We start from the raw sequence: 17,961 nt of genomic DNA, 5'->3' as shown, positions 1-17,961 counted from the left end.
GCCGTGCGTATTTTTCCGACGAAAATGACGTCGAAATGTCATCCTCGGCGACTACAAGGCTACGCCGGTCCGTTGACAAGCATGCCCCCGGCTTGGTCACATGGACATTCGGAAAATGCAGCAGCGACCGAAGGGGAACCCCATGTCAAATCGCGCGGCTCGTGTTTATTCGGCTTTTGCATTCCTCTTCCTGGCTTTGCTGCCGCTCTCGGCACCGGCGCTGGCCGTCGAGGCCCGATCCATCGTCACCACGCCCGACAGCGACTACTTCGGCTTCGACCTGCGCTCCGAGCAGAACCTGTCGCTCGATCAGTGCAAGAGCACCTGCCTCGGTGACTCCGCCTGCCACGCCTTCACCTACAACACCAAGGCCAGGTGGTGCTTCCTGAAGTCCGACTTCAGCCAGTTGAAGCCCTTCTCCGGTGCGGTTGCCGGCAAGGTGGTGACGCAGGACGGCGCGCCCGACATCGGGGCAGCGCCCGAGCTTTCCTTCTTTGCCGCCAATCTGGTCGATGAAGCCCGCCGCTTCCGTGCCGATCTCGGCAATGTCACCACCGGCGAGGAAGGGCTGGCCGCGCTGACCGACGCAGGCAACGACGCCATGCGAAACGGCGATCCGCGCACGGCGATGGAGAAGTTCACCATGGCGGTGGCGACTTCGCCGGATGACAGCGCGCTCTGGATCAGCCTCGCCCGCTCCATCCTCGGCACAGCGCCGGCCAACGACCAGGAAAACGCGAAGCTCCAGCGCGATGGCACCTCTGCCGCATGGAACGGCTATCAGGCGTCACGCACCGCAGCCGCCCGCGCAGACGCGCTTGCCCTGCTGGCGGCCGCGCTCGACAGGCGCGAACTCTATCGCCCTGCCCTGCAAGCCTATGAAGCCAGCCTGGCGATCGAGAATTCGGCCTCCGTGCGCGCGGACTATGAGGATCTGAAGGCCCGCAAGGGTTTCCGCATTGTCGAACATACGGTGGACAATGACAGCGCCTCGCCGCGCATCTGCGCCCAGTTTTCCGAAGATCTGGTCAAGACCGGCCTCGATTACACACCCTTCGTGAAACTGGACGATGCCACGCCCAAAGCCATCGAGGCGAAAGACAAGCAGATCTGCGTCGAGGGGCTGGAGCATGGCCGGCACTATCGCCTCACCTTCCGCGCCGGCCTGCCGGCGGCGATCGGCGAGGCGCTGGCCGCGCCGGTGACGCTTTCCGTCTATGTACAGGACCGCACGCCTTCCGTGCGCTTCACCGGCGACAGTTTTGTCCTGCCGGCCACCGCGCGGCGGGGCATTCCGCTGGTCAGCGTCAATATGGACGCCGCTGACGTCAAGCTGTTCCGCATCAACGACCGCTCGCTGGCGCAGCTTCTCTCCGGCTACCAGTTCCTGCGCCAGCTCGACGGCTACGACCTCTCCAACATCTCCGACCAGATGGGCGAGCCGGTCTGGAAGGGCCAGATCGAAATCGCCGGCAACGAACTCAACAAGGAAGTCACCACCAGCTTCCCGGTCGATGAGGCGCTGCCCGAACGCAAGCCCGGCGTCTATGTGCTGACCGCGCAGCCGGTCAACGACCGCAGCGAGACCTATCAGGCCAGGGCCACCCAGTGGTTCGTCGTCTCAGATATCGGCCTTTCCACCTATACCGGTCAGGACGGGCTCAACGTGTTTGCCCGTTCGCTCGGCACCGCCCGGCCGCTCGCCGGCGTTGAGCTGACGCTGCTGGCCCGCAACAATGAAGTTCTGGGCAAGGCCATGACCGACGCGGATGGCCGTGTCGCCTTCACGCCGGGCCTCACGCGCGGCACCGGCGGAATGGTGCCTGCCGTGCTGATGGCGAGCCGGGGCGACGACGATTTCGTCTTCCTCGACATGACCCGCGCCGGCTTCGACCTCTCCGACCGGGGCGTGGCGGGCCGCGCCGCGCCCGGCGCGCTCGACGTCTATGCCTGGACCGAGCGCGGCATCTACCGTGCCGGCGAGGAGGTGCATGTCGCAGCACTTGCCCGCGACGATACCGCCAAGGCTGTCGAAAACCTGCCGCTCACCTTCGTCTTCACCCGGCCCGACGGTGTCGAGGACCGGCGCATCATCTCGGACGGCGCCAAGGCGGGCGGCCATGCGGTGGACCTGACGCTGCCCGTCAACGCCATGCGCGGCACCTGGAACGTCGCGATCCACACCGACCCCAAGCAGCCGGCGGTGGCCACGCAGATGTTCCTGGTCGAGGACTTCGTTCCCGACCGCATAGAATTCGACCTGACCAGCGACCGCGGCGAGATCGCAGCCGGCGAAACGGCCAATGTCACCGTCGATGGCCGCTTCCTCTACGGCGCTCCCGCTGCCGGCCTCGCACTGGAAGGCGAAGTGACGGTTTCAACCAAACGCGACTGGGACAAGTTCAAGGGCTATTTCTTCGGATTGGCCGACGAGCAGGAAGGCGAAGCCACGCGTATTCCCCTGGCCGCCTTGCCCCCGGTGGGCGACGACGGCAAGGCCACCTTCCCTGTCGCCCTCGATCAGTTGCCCTCCACAACGCGGCTGCTCAATGCCGCCGTCACCGTGCGCATGCGCGAGAGTGGCGGGCGCGCCGTGGAGCGCGCGCTCGATATCGGCATCCGCCCGCAAGCCGGCATGATCGGCATCCGCCCGGATTTCTCCGGCGACGAGGTGCCGCAAGGCTCGACCGCGAAATTCAGCATCATTGCCGCGAACCCAAGCGGCGAACGCGCAGCCCTGCAAGGCGCGCAGTGGTCGCTGGTCAAGATCGAGCGCAATTATCAATGGTATCGCAGCGGCAATAGCTGGAATTACGAACCGGTCACACTGACCCGCGCCGTCGCCAACGGCAGGATCGATCTCGCCGCCGACAAGGAGGCCGCGCTTTCACTTCCCGTCGATTGGGGCCGCTATCGTCTCGAAATCGAGACCGACAATCCGACCGGTCCGGCCACCAGCTATGAATTCAATGCCGGCTGGTTCGTGGAGGCAACCTCCACCGAGACGCCGGACGGGCTGGAAATCGCCCTCGACAAGGACAGTTACGCCGCCGGCGAGACGGCCAGGCTGCAGGTTTCGCCGCGCTTCGCCGGCGAGCTGCTGGTGACGGTGGGCGCGGACAAGCTGCTGAAGACCTTTACCGCCAGCGTACCGGAAGGCGGCGCGGCCGTGGATATTCCGGTCGGCAACGACTGGGGCGCGGGCGCCTATGTCACCGCCACGCTCTTCCGGCCGGGCGATGCGCAGGATACGCGCATGCCCGCCCGCGCCATCGGCGTGAAATGGCTGAAGATCGATCCGGGCGAGAAGAAGCTCGCCGTCACGCTCTCGCCGCCCGAAAAGACCGAGCCGCGCCGCACGCTTTCCATTCCCGTCGCTGTCACCGGCGCATCAGCCGCAAGCGAGGCCTATGTAATGGTCGCGGCGGTGGACGTCGGCATCCTCAACCTCACCCGCTATCAGGCGCCGGACCCGGAAAACTGGTTCTTCGGCCAGCGCCAGCTCGGGATAGAACTGCGCGACCTCTACGGCCGCCTGATCGACGGCTCGCTCGGCACCACCGGCCGGCTGCGCACCGGCGGCGACGGCGGCAACATGGCGACCGAGGGCAGTCCGCCCACCGAAAAACTGGTGGCGCTGTTCTCCGGCCCCGTCCAGCTCGACGGCGAAGGCAAGGCAACCATCGATTTCGACCTGCCGCAGTTCAATGGCACCGTGCGCGTGATGGCCGTGGCCTGGACGAAAGAGGCGGTCGGCCACGCGGTGACGGATGTGATCGTGCGCGACCCGATCGTGCTGACCGCCGGCCTGCCGCGCTTCCTCGCCCCCGGCGATCAGGCGATCCTGCGCCTCGACATCGCCAACACCGATGCGCCCGATGGCGACTACCGGCTTTCGATCGTCACCGGCGAAAATCTCGTCACCGATGCAGGCGCCCTGCCCGACCATGTGACGCTGACCGGCGGCAAGCGCCAGTCGCTGGCGATCCCGCTCACTGCGCAGACGACAGGCAATGCGCGGATTGCCGTGCGCATCGCCAATGACGCGAACGGCGTGGATGTCGAGCAGAACCTGTCGCTGCCGATCCGCCCGGCCGACCTGCCGGTGACGACGCGCTCCGTGGTCGACCTCAAGCCCAATGGCGGCAGCCTGCGTGTCGACGGCCAGCTGCTCGCCGCCACCAGCCTGCTCGACGGCGCTTCCGTCAGCGTCGGCGTGTCGCGCGCTTCGGCCTTCGATGTGCCATCGCTGCTGATGTCGCTCGACCACTACCCCTATGGCTGCGCGGAACAGACCACCAGCCGGGCGCTGCCGCTGCTCTATCTCAGCGAGATGGCGCAAAGTGCTGGCATGAGCGACGATCCGGACGTGCGCAAGCGCATCCAGGACGCGATCTATCGCGTGCTGGGCAACCAGTCCTCCAGCGGCTCTTTCGGGCTGTGGGGGCCGGGTTCGGGCGATCTGTGGCTCGATGCCTACGTCACGGACTTCCTGACACGGGCACGCGAGAAGAACTATGAGGTGCCCCGCGAGGCGCTTTCACAGGCGCTCGACAACCTGCAGAACGTCATTTCCTACAATACCGACCTGCAAGGCAGAGGCAGCGAGATCGCCTATGCGCTCTATGTGCTTGCCCGCAACAAGAAAGCCTCCATCGGCGACCTGCGCTATTATTCCGACACACAGCTCGAAGCCTTCACCAGCCCGATGGCCGTTGCGCAACTCGCCGCGAGCCTGGCGCTCTATGGCGACCAGCAGCGGGCCGAAACCACCTTCCAGGCAGCACTTTCGCTGGCCAGGGCCAACACGCAGCACGACTACACCCGCTCCGACTATGGCTCGCGCCTGCGCGACGGAGCGGCCATGCTGGCGCTCGCGGCCGAAAGCCGCCCCGCGCCGAAGGTCGTGCCGGAACTCGTCAATCTCGTGAGCGCCGAGCGCAAGGCAACCACCTATCTCAGCACTCAGGATCAGGCCTGGATGTTGCTGGCCGCTCGCGCCCTGCGGAGCAACAACGATGCCATCCAGCTCACCATCAACGGCACCGCACATAGCGGCGTCTATTCGCAGGAGGTGAGCGGCAACGAACTGGAAAGCAACCCGATCGTCGTGGCCAACACCGGCAACGACCCGCTTCAGGCGGTCGTCACCGCGGTTGCCGCGCCGGCGCAGTCACTGCCCGCCGGGGGCGACGGCTTCAACATCCAGCGCACCTACTATGCGCTCGATGGCTCGGAGGCCAACATCACCAGCGTCCAGCAGAATGAGCGCTTCGTGGTCGTGCTGAAGATCGACGAACTCAACGACTGGCCCGCGCGCGTGCTGGTGACCGACCTGTTGCCCGCCGGCTTCGAGATCGACAATCCGGGGCTGGTGTCCAGCGCCGATCTGTCGAATTTCGACTGGCTGGAGCGCACGGAGCCCGCGCATCTCGAATTCCGCGACGACCGTTTCGTCGCCGCCTTCGACCGTCAGGCAGGGGATTCGAGCTCGATCACGCTGGCCTATGTCGTGCGCGCCGTGACACCGGGTCTCTATGCACACCCGGCCGCGAGCGTCGAAGACATGTACCGGCCGCAATATTCGGCCCGCACCTCGACCGGCATGATGGAGGTGGCAACGCCGTAAGGCGTGCAAAGCCGATGCGTGGAGTTACACCCCTCTGGCCTGCCGGACATTTCCCCCACAAGGGAAAAGATGGGGAGCTTCGCCGTTGCCACCTTTCCTGCAACGCCGGTGATCGGCGAAACCCGTCGCGACAGCTGCTCTCCCCCCTTGTGGGGAACGGTAGGCCAGAGGGGGAAGAGGGCGCGGATGAAGCCCTCAGGTTTTATCGTCCGCATTGCGGAGGCGCGCCGTGACACGCCTCCGCAAACTCGCACTCTCCGCCGCCATTGTTATCTTCTTGGCCGCCATCGCGGTCGGCGCTCTCTACGCCCTCGACCGCGCCTATCCCCCGCCGCTGCCGGCGCGGCTCGCCGTCTCGACGGAAGTGCTGGACCGCGACGGCGCGCTTTTGCGCGCCTATGCGACGCCAGACGGCTATTGGCGGCTCGACACCCATCTCGACGAGGTCGATTCGCGATTCGTGAAGATGCTGATCGCCTATGAGGACAAGCGCTTCTTCGACCATCGCGGCATCGACCCGCTGGCTTTGTTGCGCGCGGCAAAACAGTTTGCTGGCAATGGCCGCATCGTTTCCGGCGGCTCCACGCTTTCCATGCAGCTTGCGCGGCTGATCGAGCCGCGCGAAAGCCGCAGCTTCGGCTCCAAGCTGTTGCAGACGTTGCGCGCCCTGCAAATCGAGCGGCGGCTGTCCAAGACCGAAATCCTTCAACGCTATCTGACGCTCGCGCCCTATGGCGGCAATCTTGAAGGCGTGCGCGCCGCCAGCCTCGCCTATTTCGGCAAGGAGCCGCGCCGGCTCACCGTCTCGCAGGCGGCATTGCTGGTTGCCCTGCCGCAACTGCCCGAGCGCCGCCGGCCCGACCGCAACCGCGAAGGCGCGCAGGCCGCGCGCGACCGCGTGCTCAAGCGCATGGTGACCGCAAGCGTGCTGACCGAGCGCGAAGCCAATCGAGCCGCCGCCGAACCCGTTTCCGGCACGCGCCTGGCCCTGCCCGCCCTGGCCCCGCATGTCGCCGACATTGCACTGCGCAAAGCGCCTTCCGAAATCCGCCACAAGCTGACCTTGAGCAGGCGCGTGCAGCAAGGGCTGGAAGCCGTTGCCGCAAGTGCTGCCGCCCGGCTCGGCCCGCGCATTTCCGTCGCCATGGTGCTTGCGGATTCCCTGAATGGCGAAATCCTCGGCGAGGTCGGCTCGGCCGACTATTTCGACGGCAGTCGCTCCGGTTGGATCGACATGACCCGCGCGGTGCGCTCGCCCGGCTCAACGCTGAAACCGTTCATCTACGGACTGGCGATGGAACAGGGCCTGATTGCGCAGGAAACGCTGATCGAGGATCGGCCGGCCGATTTCGGCGGCTATCGCCCGCGCAATTTCGACATGAGCTATCAGGGCGATGTCAGCGTGCGGCAGGCGCTGCAACTGTCGCTCAACGTGCCGGCGGTGCGCCTGCTCGACGCAGTCGGGCCAAGCCGCCTGCTGGCGCGTTTTCGGCAGGCAGGCGTAACACCGGCCTTGCCCAAGGCGGAAGCGCCGGGACTGGCCATCGGTCTCGGTGGTGTGGGCCTGTCGCTGCGCAATCTCGTGCAGCTCTATACCGGCCTCGCCAACGGCGGAAAGGCGCGTACCCTGCGCGACGGCACCGAGGCGGGGCCGATTCGCGATAGTGGCGGCATGGTGCTGGAAGAGCGCGCCACCTGGCAGATCGCCGATATTTTGTCGGGCGTGAAGCCGCCGGAAGGTGCCGCGCGGCGCGGTATCGCCTACAAGACCGGCACCTCTTACGGCTATCGCGATGCCTGGTCGGTCGGCTACGATGGCCGGTACGTGCTGGGCGTCTGGGTCGGACGCGCGGATGCCGGCTCTGTGCCCGGCCTTTCGGGCTATGTTTCCGCAGCGCCCATCCTGTTCGAGGCTTTTGCCAGATCGGGCCTTGCCGCCGTGCCGCTGCCGCGCGCGCCGGCGGGCGCTTTCCGCACCGCCCGTTCCGACCTGCCGGTAACGTTGCAGCGCTTCTCGACGACAGCCGATGGCCTCTTAGCGATCTCTGCGACAGAACCCGCGCCGCAGATCGTCTTTCCCCCCGATGGCGCGCATGTGGACCTCGCTGCGGCATCCAGTGCCGCCTCGCCGCTGGTGCTGAAATTGCAAGGCGGCCGCGCTCCCTTCCGCTGGCTGGCCAACGGCAAGCCGCTGGAAGAGCCTTCCCGCCGCCGCACCGCAACCTGGCAACCGGACGGCACCGGCTACTCGACGCTGACCGTCATCGACGCGGCTGGCCGCGCGGCGAGTGTGAAGGTGTTCGTGGAGTGAGGGGAATTTCCCCGGATCCACACCATCCGCCAGACAACGCCGGAACCACAATGACGCGCGGTGAGTTCATCCCGCCGGGAAAATAATTTCGCCCTGGCCGTGGCCGCAGTGACGAAAAATTGCCCGACGCCCTAAATTTGGGACGAACCGGCGCGTTCAAATTCTACCAAGTCGATAGAGTATGGATGTTCAATGGAGGCAGACATGACTCAATTTCGACCGCGTTTCCTTCTTGCCGGCCTCCTTGCCGGTGCAGTGCAGTTCGGGATTCTCGGCTTCGCATTTGCCGACACGACGATCCTCAACGTCTCCTACGACCCAACCCGCGAACTCTACAAGGACTACAACGAGGCCTTCGCAAAACACTGGAAGGCAGAGACAGGCGAAACCGTCACCATCCGCGCCTCGCATGGCGGCTCCGGCAAGCAGGCACGCGCCGTGATCGACGGTCTCGATGCGGACGTCGTGACGCTGGCGTTGGAAAGCGACATCGACGCCATAGCCGAAAAGACCAGGAAGATTGCGCCCGACTGGCGCGGCAAGCTGCCCAACAACTCCTCGCCCTACACCTCGACCATCATTTTCCTGGTCCGCAAGGGCAACCCAAAGGGCATCAAGGATTGGGGCGATCTGGTGAAGGACGATGTCCAGATCATCACGCCGAACCCCAAGACCTCGGGCGGGGCGCGCTGGAACTACCTCGCAGCCTGGGCCTGGGCTTACAAGGAGTATGGCGGCGACGAGGCCAGGATCAAGGACTATATCGGCACCCTCTACAAGCATGTGCCGGTGCTCGACACCGGCGCGCGTGGCTCGACCGTGACTTTTGCCGAGCGCGGACTGGGCGACGTTCTACTGGCCTGGGAAAACGAGGCTTATCTGGCGCTCGATGAATTCGGTGCGGACCAGTTCGACATCGTGATCCCGCCCTCCTCCATCCTCGCCGAGCCACCGGTCGCGGTCGTGGACGGCAATGTCGATGCCAAGGGCACGCGCAAGGTGGCCGAAGCCTATCTCGAATATCTTTATTCGGAGGAAGGCCAGCGCATCGCCGCGAAACACCACTACCGGCCGTCCAAGCCGGAACTGGTGCCGTCCGAAGACCTGCAGAAGCTGCCCGAACTCAAGCTCGTCACCATCGACGATCCGATCTTCGGTGGCTGGAAGAAGGTCCAGCCTGAGCATTTCGGCGACGGCGGCATCTTCGACCAGCTCTACAAGCCCGGCCAATAACGGCCTCCCAAGCGACCTTGCCGGGGCGAATGACGTCGTCTTCTTCAAGCTGCGTCATCCGCCCCGGCAGGCATGCTATGATAGTGCCGCGAAAAGTGGCCGGTATGACGAAGATCGGGAACACATGACCACGACGCAAGCCGAAACAGGGTGGAGGTTCAGGCAGACGAGCGTCATTCCGGGTTTCGGACTGACGCTCGGCTTCACGCTCACCTATCTCACGCTCATCATCCTCATCCCGCTTTCCGGCCTCGTCTGGCACACGGCGGCGCTGGGATGGTCCGATTTCTGGGCAATCGCCACCGACCGGCGCACGGTAAAAGCGCTGGAGGTGAGTTTCGGCACCGCGCTCGCGGCGGCGGCCGTCAATGTCGTGTTCGGCACGCTGGTGGCGTGGGCGCTGGTGCGCTACCGCTTTCCGGGTCGACGCGTCATCGACGCCATGGTGGATCTGCCCTTTGCCCTGCCGACGGCGGTGGCGGGCATCGCACTCACCTCGCTCTACGCGCCACGGGGCTGGATCGGCAACCTGCTTGCCCCGCTCGGCATCAAGGTGGCCTATACGCCGCTCGGCATCGTCATCGCATTGATCTTCATCGGCCTGCCCTTCGTGGTGCGCACCGTGCAGCCCATCATCGAGGAGATCGACAAGGAGGTCGAGGAAGCCGCCGCCACCCTCGGCGCCAGCCGCTTCCAGACCATTTCGCGCGTGCTGCTGCCCGGCCTTGCGCCTGCGATCCTCACCGGTTTCGCGCTCGCCTTCGCGCGCGGCGTGGGCGAATACGGCTCGGTCATCTTCATCGCAGGCAACCTGCCCTATGTGTCTGAAATCGCGCCGCTTCTGATCGTCATCCGGCTGGAGGAATACAGCTACGCCGCCGCCACCGGCATCGCCACGATCATGCTGGCGCTCTCCTTCCTGATGCTGCTGGTCATCAACCTGATCCAGACATGGAGCCGCAAGCGCTATGGTTGACCTGTCCTTCACCGCAGCGGCCGACACCCGCGACACGGGCACCACGGCATCGGCCGTCACCGAAAATCGGGCAACCCGCTGGACGGTACTGGCGGTGGTGTTCGCCTTCATCGCCGTCTTTCTGCTGCTGCCGCTGATCCTCGTCTTCGCCGAGGCGTTCAAGAGAGGCTGGGCTCCCTACATGGAAGCGATCGTGGAGCCGGACAGCATCGCCGCGATCCGCCTGACGCTTCTGGTCGCGGCCATTGCCGTGCCGCTCAACCTCGTCTTCGGTGTGGCCGCAGCCTGGGCGATCGCCAAGTTCGAATTCAAGGGCAAGGCCTTCCTGACGACGCTGATCGACCTGCCCTTCTCGGTCTCGCCGGTCATTTCGGGTCTCGTCTATGTCCTGCTTTTCGGCGCCAACAGCCTGCTCGGCCCCTGGCTGAAGAGCCATGGCATCGAAATCCTGTTTGCGGTGCCGGGCATCGTGCTGGCCACGATCTTCGTCACCTTCCCCTTCGTGGCGCGTGAGTTGATCCCGCTGATGCAGGATCAGGGAACCGGCGACGAGGAAGCGGCGCTCTCGCTCGGCGCCAATGGCTGGCAGACCTTCTGGTATGTAACGCTGCCCAACATCAAATGGGGCCTGCTCTACGGCGTGCTTCTGTGCAACGCGCGCGCCATGGGCGAGTTCGGCGCGGTTTCGGTCGTATCGGGTCACATACGCGGCCTCACCAACACGATGCCGCTGCATGTCGAGATTCTTTACAACGAATACAACGCCGTCGGCGCCTTTGCGGTCGCCTCGCTGCTGGCGGGGCTGGCGCTGCTGACGCTGGTGCTCAAGACCATACTGGAAATCCGCTACGGCCACGCCATCGCCGCCAGCCGCGGACATTAGAGAATCTGCGAGCGCATTCGAGAGACGAGGGTAATTTCATGGAAGTTCGCGTTGCCAATGTGCGCAAGGAGTTCGATCGCTTCGCGGCACTTCACGACATCTCGCTCGACATCAAGTCGGGCGAGTTGATCGCGCTGCTGGGGCCGTCCGGCTCGGGCAAGACGACGCTGCTGCGCCTGATCGCCGGGCTGGAAAAGCCGACGCGCGGAAAAATCTATTTCGGCGACGAGGACGCTTCGCATCGCAGCATTCAGGAGCGCAATGTCGGCTTCGTGTTCCAGCACTATGCGTTGTTCCGGCATATGACGGTGGCCGAAAATATCGGATTCGGTCTGAAAGTGCGCCCCGGTGCAACACGCCCCACCAACGCTGAAATCCACCGGCGCGCCTCGGAATTGCTTGATCTGGTTCAGCTTTCGGGACTGGAAAAACGCTACCCGGCGCAGCTTTCAGGTGGCCAGCGCCAGCGCGTGGCACTGGCGCGCGCCATGGCAATCGAGCCCAAGGTGCTGCTGCTCGACGAGCCGTTCGGCGCGCTCGACGCACAGGTGCGGCGCGAACTGCGCCGCTGGCTGCGCGAAATCCACGACGCCACCGGCCACACCACGGTCTTCGTGACCCACGACCAGGAGGAGGCGCTGGAACTGGCCGACCGCGTGGTCGTCATGAGCCAGGGCAGCATCGAACAGGTCGGCACCGCCGATGAGGTCTACGATACGCCCAACTCGCCCTTTGTCTATGGCTTCGTCGGCGACTCCAGTTCATTGCCGGTGAGGATCGAGGACGGCCAGCTCTGGATCACCGACCGGCCTATCGGGCTTGCCGCGCCCGATGCGCCGGACGGCAAGGCGACGCTCTATTTCCGCCCGCACGATATCGAACTGCTCGACGGATGCAGCGGCTGCATCGCGGGGACGGTCGCAGCCAGCCGCCGCGTGGCCGGCACGCGGCGCGTGGAACTGGAGATTGGCGGTGCGCGCGAAATGGTGGAAATCGAGCTGCCGATAGAACACCCGGCCGCGCAGAAAAGCCGCGTCGCCTTCCGCCCGCGCCGCTGGAAGGTGTTTCCCGCGGAGGCGTGAAAGAGGTGCTTTCGGATGTTCCGGGCCAGCCCGATCTATCTGCGCCAGCTTTGACAGCGGTTACGCCGAAGCATGGCCACCAGCACGGCGGGACGAAAAGTCTCTGCCGGCGTCAGCGTGATTGAATTCAGGCCACTGGCGACCTCTCGGGACAGGTCGCCAGTCACGCGTCAGGCCGCCCGGGAAACGACGCTCTCGCGCTCAAACCGAAAATTCGAAGCCAACGCGTAGCCGTCTTCCCAACGGCCGAAGCCGCTCGCCACGTTGATATGGCCGGCATTGCCGAGATCGACCAGCCCACTGCCCCAGATGCCGGCATATTGGCGCGCTGTGTCGAATTCCATGTAGCTGTCGTTGCGGCTGGCGACGAGGATCGACGGGAAAGGCAACCGCCGGCGCGGCATGGCGCCGAAATCGATCAGGCCCGGATGCTTTACATTGGTCACGTCGATGTCGCAGGGTGCGACCAGCACCGCTCCGCCGACATGCTCGGCCGCGGGACGCCCCGCCAGGTTGGCCGCAAGGATGCAGCCCAGGCTGTGCGCCACCAGAATGGCGCCCGGATGCGCAATCAGTTCGCTTTCCAGATTGTAAAGCCAATCCTCCAGCACTGGCTCGCCCCAATGCTCCTGGCCGACAAGGACCGCATCGTCATGGTCCGCCAGCCAGTGGCGCTGCCAATGGTCCTCGCCGGAACCATTGAAGCCGGGAAGTATGAGGGTGGTGGTCATGCTGCACTCCTGTGGTTGCCGCATCGCAGATCGGATTTGCCGATCCGAAAACACCCCATTCTAGAAAAACGCCTCCGCCGGTGCAGGGCGCGTGATTGCGCATTTTCCCCGCTGTGCGGAACAGCTTTCCGCTCCGCCTCGGAACCGCGCGGAATCGGTTTTTGCGCAAAATGATTTTGCCTGGACCTCGCCTGTTCCGGATCACACCCGATCGATTCCAGCCCATTTGGAATAACTTTCCAATTGGGATGATCCCGACGCATCAGCATTTCCTTGCTTCGGCATCGCGGGGGTAGCCACTTCCTCGCTGCCGGAAGGGCCATTCGCTAGTTTGGCGGCACATACCCGCCAGCCGGGCATTTTTCCAAATCTGGAGTGAGACCAATGAGACGTTTCCTGCTCGTCGGCGCGGCCATTGCCGGCCTGCTCGCCGCCCCCGCCTCCGCCCTTGCCGCCGACAAGCTGCTCAACGCCTCCTATGACGTGGCGCGCGAATTGTTCGTCGATGTCAACAAGGCCTTCGTCGCCCAGCATCCGGAAGTCACCATCGACCAGTCGCATGCCGGCACTTCCAAGCAGGCTCGCGCCATCGTCGAGGGACTGGAAGCCGATGTGGTGACTTTCAATCAGATCACCGACATTGATTTCCTGGTCAAGAACGGCTTTGTTTCCGACGACTGGAAGAACGACTTCGCCAACCAGGCTTCGCCCTTCTATTCGCTGCCCTCCTTCCTGGTGCGCGCCGGCAATCCGAAGAACATCAAGGACTGGAACGACCTGGTCCGCGACGACGTGAAGGTGATCTTCCCGAACCCGAAGACCTCGGGCAACGCCCGCTACACCTACCTCGCCGCCACCGCCTATGCTTTGGAAGCCTTCAAGGGCGACGAGGAGAAGGTGAAGGAATTCGTCACCAGGCTGTTCAACAACGTGCCGGTGTTCGACACCGGTGGGCGCGCCGCCACCACCACCTTTGTGGAGCGCGGCATCGGTGACGTGCTGATCACCTTCGAATCCGAGACCGCCGGCATCCGCAAGGAGTTCGGTGCGGACAAGTTCGAGCAGGTCACGCCTTCGGTCAGCCTGCTCGCCGAATTCCCGGTCGCCATTGTCGACAAGGTGGTCGACAAGCGCGGCTCGCGCGATCTGGCGAAGACCTATCTCGACTTCCTCTACACGCCCGAAGGCCAGAAGATACTGGCCGAGCACAACAACCGCGTGCGCGATGAGAAGGTCGCGGCCGAGTTCAAGGACAAGTTCCCGGATGTGCGTCTCGTCACGGTCGAGGACGTATTCGGCGGCTGGGACAAGGTGCAGGCCGAGCACTTCGCCTCCGGCGCGCTACTCGACCAGATCTACGGCGAACGCTGACGACATGAAATCCGCGATGGAAAGCCGGTACGATCGGCTTTCCATCCCTGCAATTCTATAGTTCCGGAAAGCTTTCTTGTGAAACGACGTGTCCTGCCGGGCCTGCATCTGACGCTTGGGCTCACGCTGCTCTATGTGTCGATCATTGTCGTGCTGCCGCTCGGCGCGCTGGTCTACAAGGCCGCGAGCCTCGGCTTCGTCGACTACTGGCGCATCGTTTCGTCGGGCCGCTCGGTGGCAAGCTACCGGGTCACGGTGCTGTGCGCGCTTGGCGCCACAGCCTTCAACCTGATCTTCGGCGTTGCGCTCGCCTGGGTTCTGGTGCGCTACCGTTTTCCCGGCCGCCGCTTCGTCGATGCGCTGGTGGACCTGCCCTTCGCCCTGCCGACCGCCGTTGCCGGTATCGCGCTGACCGCGCTGTTCGCGCCCAATGGCTGGTTCGGCGCCTATCTCGCCGGCATCGGCGTGCAGGTGGCTTACACACCGCTGGGCATCATGGTCGCCATGGCCTTCACCAGCCTGCCTTTCATCGTGCGAACCGTGCAGCCGGTGCTGGAAGACCTCGACCCGGCGCTGGAGGAGGCAGCCCAGTCGCTCGGTGGATCGGACAGCATCATATTCCGCAAGGTTGTCCTGCCGCTCCTGACGCCGGCCCTGCTGGCCGGAGTGTCGCTGGCCTTCGCGCGCAGCCTTGGTGAATTCGGCGCGATCATCTTCATCGCCGGCAACCAGCCGTTCCAGACCGAGATCACGGCACTCCTGACCTTCATCCGGCTGGAGGAATATGACTATCAGGCCGCCGCCGCCGTCGCTTCGGTGCTGCTGATCACCGCCTTCGTCATGCTTGCCGTCACCAATCTCTTGCAGGCACGCGCGCTGCGCTACACGCAAAGGGCCTGAAACATGAGCGCAAGCACTGACAGGAAACCGCCGCGCATCGGCGAACAGCCCGCCTTCCGCCGCGCACTGATCGCAACCGTGCTGGTGGTGACGGCATTCTTCATCGTCGCGCCGCTGATCGTCATCGGCATGGAAGCCTTCTCGCAAGGCTGGGCGGTCTATGCCGCCGCAATCAGCGATGCCGACACCCGCCACGCGATCATGCTCACCGTGGTGACGGCGCTGATCGCGGTGCCGGTCAACACTGCGTTCGGCGTCGCGGCCGCTTGGGCGATCACAAAATTCGACTTTTGGGGCCGCCGGCTGCTGCTGGTCGTGATCGAGATTCCTTTCTCGATTTCGCCCATCGTCGCGGGCGTGGCTTATCTCTTCGTCTACGGCCTGCAGGGGCTGTTCGGCCCGCTCTTGCAGGCGCACGACATCAAGATCCTGTTCGCCCTGCCCGGTATCGTGCTGGCCTCCATGTTCGTCACCGCGCCCTTCGTCGCCCGCGAACTGATCCCGCTCATGCAGGCGCAAGGGCGCGATCTGGAGGAGGCCGCCACCTCGCTCGGAGCCTCGGGCTGGCGCACCTTCTTCTCGGTCACGCTGCCCAATATCCGCTGGGCGCTGCTCTACGGCGTGGTGCTGTGCAATGCCCGCGTCATGGGCGAGTTCGGCGCGGTTTCAGTGGTGTCGGGCAATATTCGCGGCCAGACCAACACCATGCCGCTGCATATCGAACTGCTCTATCACGACTACCAGACGGCCGGCGCCTTCGCGGTCGCCTCGATCCTCGCCGTGTTGGCGGTGGTGACGCTGGTGGCCAAAGTGCTGCTGGAGCGGCAGGGCGCGGGCCGTGGCGGCCGCCACCCTGCCCTGGCGACGCCGCAGCCTGCCATGACCGCTCCCAAACTCGCTACGGAGAAATCGACGTGAAAATCAGTCTCGACACCGTCGTGAAGACCTTCGACACGTTCCGCGCGGTGCACGGCGTGTCGCTGGAGATCGAAAGCGGCGAACTGGTGGCGCTGCTCGGCCCCTCCGGCTCGGGCAAGACGACGATCCTGCGCATGGTCGCAGGTCTCGAATATGCCGACAGCGGCAAGATCTATTTCGGCGCGGAAGACGCCACCGACATTCCCGTGCGCGACCGCGGCGTCGGTTTCGTCTTCCAGCACTACGCGCTGTTCCCGCACATGACCGTTGCCGAAAACATCGCTTTCGGCATGAAGGTGTCGAAGGTGAAGCGCGGCAAGCAGGAGATCGCCGCGCGCGTGGCCGACCTCCTGCGGCTGGTAAAGCTCGACGGCCTCGGCGAGCGCTTCCCCTCCCAGATTTCCGGTGGCCAGCGCCAGCGCGTGGCGCTCGCCCGTGCGCTGGCCGTGGACCCGAAAGTGCTGCTGCTCGACGAACCCTTCGGCGCGCTCGACGCCAATGTGCGCCGCGATCTGCGCCGCTGGCTGCGCGAAATCCACGACGAACTCGGCATCACCACCCTTTTCGTGACCCACGATCAGGAAGAGGCGCTGGACCTCGCAGACCGCGTTGTGATCCTGAAGGATGGCAAGATCGTGCAGCAAGGCACGCCGGAAGAGGTGTGCCGCGAGCCCAACTCCCCCTTCGTCATGAGCTTCCTTGGCGACACCAACCGCCTGCCCGCGACCGTGGCGAACGGTGAGGCCCGCATCGGCGATGCCACCCTGCCCGCCCCCGGCGTGGCGGATGGGAGGGCGGAGGTGTTCCTGCGCCCCGGCGATCTCGACTGGGCCGTCGAAGGCAGCGGCGTGGCGGCGAAGATCCTGCGCGTCATCGACCATCCCGGTGGCAGAAGGCTGCTGGTCGCGCCCAAAGACGGTGGCGCACTGGAACTTGACGTGGCGCCTGAAATTCGCGCCCGCGCCGGCGACGAGGGCTATGTGGCGGTGCGCCGCGGACGCGTTTTCGCCGCCTGATGGGGTTTTCAGGCGCGAATCTGCGCCATCCGACCGAAAAGTCACGGAACGTCAACGAGTTTGCGCTTGTCTATCCCGACGCTGGCTCTTAAGGCAGGCATGCGCGCCTTCGGGGAGCGTGTGGTCATCATTTGCACACAAACGCTCGCCACAGGCATAGGCGGATTTTCTGTGAGTTTTCACGGGTATGCTTACTAAAAAAGGGAAATACGGCCTCAAGGCCCTGATTCATCTGTCAGGTCTGCCGTCTGGCCAGCTCGCCTTCGTCAACGATATCGCCGTTGCCAACAACATCCCGAAAAAATTCCTGGACGCCATTCTGGGCGAACTGCGCAATGCGGGTTTCGTCCAGAGCCGCAAGGGCAAGGACGGCGGCTATCGCCTCGCCCGTCCCGCCTCCGAGATCAGGATCGGCCATGTCGTGCGCGTGCTGGACGGCCCCCTCGCGCCGATCTCCTGCGCCAGCCAGACCCAGTATCAGCGCTGCGAGGATTGCGACGAGGCGACCTGCGAGGTGCGCCATATGATGCTGGAGGTGCGTCAGGCCATTGCCGAGGTTCTGGACAATCGCAGCCTTGCCTCCATGCAGGACGCCGACAATGACGTAATGCTGCGCAACATCAGATATCGCGTCTGAGAATTGGCCCGGCGGCCTACCCTATAAAGCCGAACACGACCGCCACCGTAAAGCCGAAGGCGAGCAGGAAAATCATCACCTCCAGGCCGAAACGCACCCGCCGCGGTGCCAGCGGCCCGCGAACCGAGTGCCATTTTGCCGTTGTCTGGTGGCTGCGCGACATCCAAAATCTCCGTTCACCCAATAGTCTATGAATTTTATAGACATTGTCGATCACGAAATTTTCGGAATTTACAGAATAATATTCTTATTTATCCTATAAAATTAGAAAATT

The 17,961-nt window shown here is 64.5% G+C and carries 13 protein-coding genes; 11 read left to right on the top strand and 2 right to left on the bottom strand.

The features are described 5' to 3' along the window. The first annotated feature begins 142 nt into the window (after positions 1-142). The 6 genes from C7441_RS11185 to C7441_RS11155 all read left to right on the top strand — a co-directional run bounded on the left by C7441_RS11185 (position 143) and on the right by C7441_RS11155 (position 12,114). The gene (locus C7441_RS11185) at positions 143-5,629 is read left to right on the top strand and encodes an alpha-2-macroglobulin family protein (RefSeq protein WP_109612944.1); all 5,487 of its coding nucleotides are present in this window, start codon (positions 143-145) and stop codon (positions 5,627-5,629) included. Positions 5,630-5,894: 265 nt separating this feature from the next. Continuing rightward, positions 5,895-7,940, top strand: coding sequence for a penicillin-binding protein 1C (gene pbpC / locus C7441_RS11175; protein ID WP_425326581.1), 2,046 nt, complete (start codon positions 5,895-5,897; stop codon positions 7,938-7,940). Positions 7,941-8,144: 204 nt separating this feature from the next. Continuing rightward, positions 8,145-9,173: a sulfate ABC transporter substrate-binding protein gene (locus C7441_RS11170; RefSeq protein WP_019171437.1), complete on the top strand. Its 1,029-nt coding sequence runs from the start codon at positions 8,145-8,147 to the stop codon at positions 9,171-9,173. Positions 9,174-9,297: 124 nt separating this feature from the next. Continuing rightward, positions 9,298-10,149, top strand: coding sequence for a sulfate ABC transporter permease subunit CysT (cysT, locus tag C7441_RS11165; protein ID WP_109612941.1), 852 nt, complete (start codon positions 9,298-9,300; stop codon positions 10,147-10,149). Then, entirely contained in the window at positions 10,142-11,032 is an 891-nt protein-coding gene (cysW, locus tag C7441_RS11160) for a sulfate ABC transporter permease subunit CysW (protein WP_109612940.1), read from the top strand. Before cysT (C7441_RS11165) ends, cysW (C7441_RS11160) begins: the two co-directional genes overlap by 8 nt. A gap of 38 nt (positions 11,033-11,070) precedes the next feature. Beyond that, positions 11,071-12,114, top strand: a complete 1,044-nt coding sequence (locus C7441_RS11155) for a sulfate/molybdate ABC transporter ATP-binding protein (RefSeq protein WP_109612939.1) — start codon at positions 11,071-11,073, stop codon at positions 12,112-12,114. 170 nt (positions 12,115-12,284) lie between these two features. Here C7441_RS11155 and C7441_RS11150 read toward each other — a convergent pair whose 3' ends face one another. Beyond that, positions 12,285-12,845 carry an RBBP9/YdeN family alpha/beta hydrolase gene (locus C7441_RS11150; RefSeq protein WP_109612938.1) on the bottom strand — a complete coding sequence of 187 codons (561 nt, stop codon included), beginning with the start codon at positions 12,843-12,845 and terminating at the stop codon, positions 12,285-12,287. 384 nt (positions 12,846-13,229) lie between these two features. Between C7441_RS11150 and C7441_RS11145 the strand changes: the two genes are divergently transcribed. The 5 genes from C7441_RS11145 to C7441_RS11125 all read left to right on the top strand — a co-directional run bounded on the left by C7441_RS11145 (position 13,230) and on the right by C7441_RS11125 (position 17,687). Continuing rightward, complete coding sequence (locus tag C7441_RS11145; protein ID WP_109612937.1) at positions 13,230-14,216, top strand: sulfate ABC transporter substrate-binding protein; 987 nt, start codon at positions 13,230-13,232, stop codon at positions 14,214-14,216. A 78-nt stretch (positions 14,217-14,294) separates the two neighbouring features. Continuing rightward, positions 14,295-15,116, top strand: a complete 822-nt coding sequence (gene cysT, locus C7441_RS11140; RefSeq protein ID WP_019171432.1) for a sulfate ABC transporter permease subunit CysT — start codon at positions 14,295-14,297, stop codon at positions 15,114-15,116. Positions 15,117-15,119: 3 nt separating this feature from the next. After that, positions 15,120-16,034 carry a sulfate ABC transporter permease subunit CysW gene (gene cysW / locus C7441_RS11135; protein WP_109612936.1) on the top strand — a complete coding sequence of 305 codons (915 nt, stop codon included), beginning with the start codon at positions 15,120-15,122 and terminating at the stop codon, positions 16,032-16,034. Then, the gene (locus tag C7441_RS11130; RefSeq protein ID WP_109612935.1) at positions 16,031-17,050 is read left to right on the top strand and encodes a sulfate/molybdate ABC transporter ATP-binding protein; all 1,020 of its coding nucleotides are present in this window, start codon (positions 16,031-16,033) and stop codon (positions 17,048-17,050) included. Before cysW (C7441_RS11135) ends, C7441_RS11130 begins: the two co-directional genes overlap by 4 nt. 187 nt (positions 17,051-17,237) lie before the next feature. Next, positions 17,238-17,687 (top strand): RrF2 family transcriptional regulator, encoded by a 450-nt coding sequence (locus C7441_RS11125; protein WP_109612934.1) that lies wholly within the window; start codon positions 17,238-17,240, stop codon positions 17,685-17,687. Positions 17,688-17,703: 16 nt separating this feature from the next. On the opposite strand, the gene C7441_RS23735 is transcribed toward C7441_RS11125, so the two are convergent. Beyond that, positions 17,704-17,904: a hypothetical protein gene (locus tag C7441_RS23735; RefSeq protein WP_146201451.1), complete on the bottom strand. Its 201-nt coding sequence runs from the start codon at positions 17,902-17,904 to the stop codon at positions 17,704-17,706. Between the last annotated feature and the right edge of the window lie 57 nt (positions 17,905-17,961).

Origin of the sequence: Pseudaminobacter salicylatoxidans (assembly GCF_003148475.1) — a bacterium.
In the GTDB taxonomy this organism is placed as follows: domain Bacteria; phylum Pseudomonadota; class Alphaproteobacteria; order Rhizobiales; family Rhizobiaceae; genus Pseudaminobacter; species Pseudaminobacter salicylatoxidans.
The sequence above is the reverse complement of the archived record's forward strand: the minus strand, read 5'-3'. Positions and strand labels throughout refer to the sequence as shown.

Bases quoted from the DNA above. Each gene is read 5' to 3' on its own strand.
- C7441_RS11125 (WP_109612934.1), top strand. From the start codon at position 17,238: ATGCTTACTAAAAAAGGGAAATACGGCCTCAAGGCCCTGATTCATCTG.
- C7441_RS11150 (WP_109612938.1), bottom strand. From the start codon at position 12,845: ATGACCACCACCCTCATACTTCCCGGCTTCAATGGTTCCGGCGAGGAC.
- C7441_RS11170 (WP_019171437.1), top strand. From the start codon at position 8,145: ATGACTCAATTTCGACCGCGTTTCCTTCTTGCCGGCCTCCTTGCCGGT.
- cysW (WP_109612936.1), top strand. From the start codon at position 15,120: ATGAGCGCAAGCACTGACAGGAAACCGCCGCGCATCGGCGAACAGCCC.
- C7441_RS11185 (WP_109612944.1), top strand. From the start codon at position 143: ATGTCAAATCGCGCGGCTCGTGTTTATTCGGCTTTTGCATTCCTCTTC.
- cysT (WP_109612941.1), top strand. From the start codon at position 9,298: ATGACCACGACGCAAGCCGAAACAGGGTGGAGGTTCAGGCAGACGAGC.
- C7441_RS11155 (WP_109612939.1), top strand. From the start codon at position 11,071: ATGGAAGTTCGCGTTGCCAATGTGCGCAAGGAGTTCGATCGCTTCGCG.
- cysW (WP_109612940.1), top strand. From the start codon at position 10,142: ATGGTTGACCTGTCCTTCACCGCAGCGGCCGACACCCGCGACACGGGC.
- C7441_RS11145 (WP_109612937.1), top strand. From the start codon at position 13,230: ATGAGACGTTTCCTGCTCGTCGGCGCGGCCATTGCCGGCCTGCTCGCC.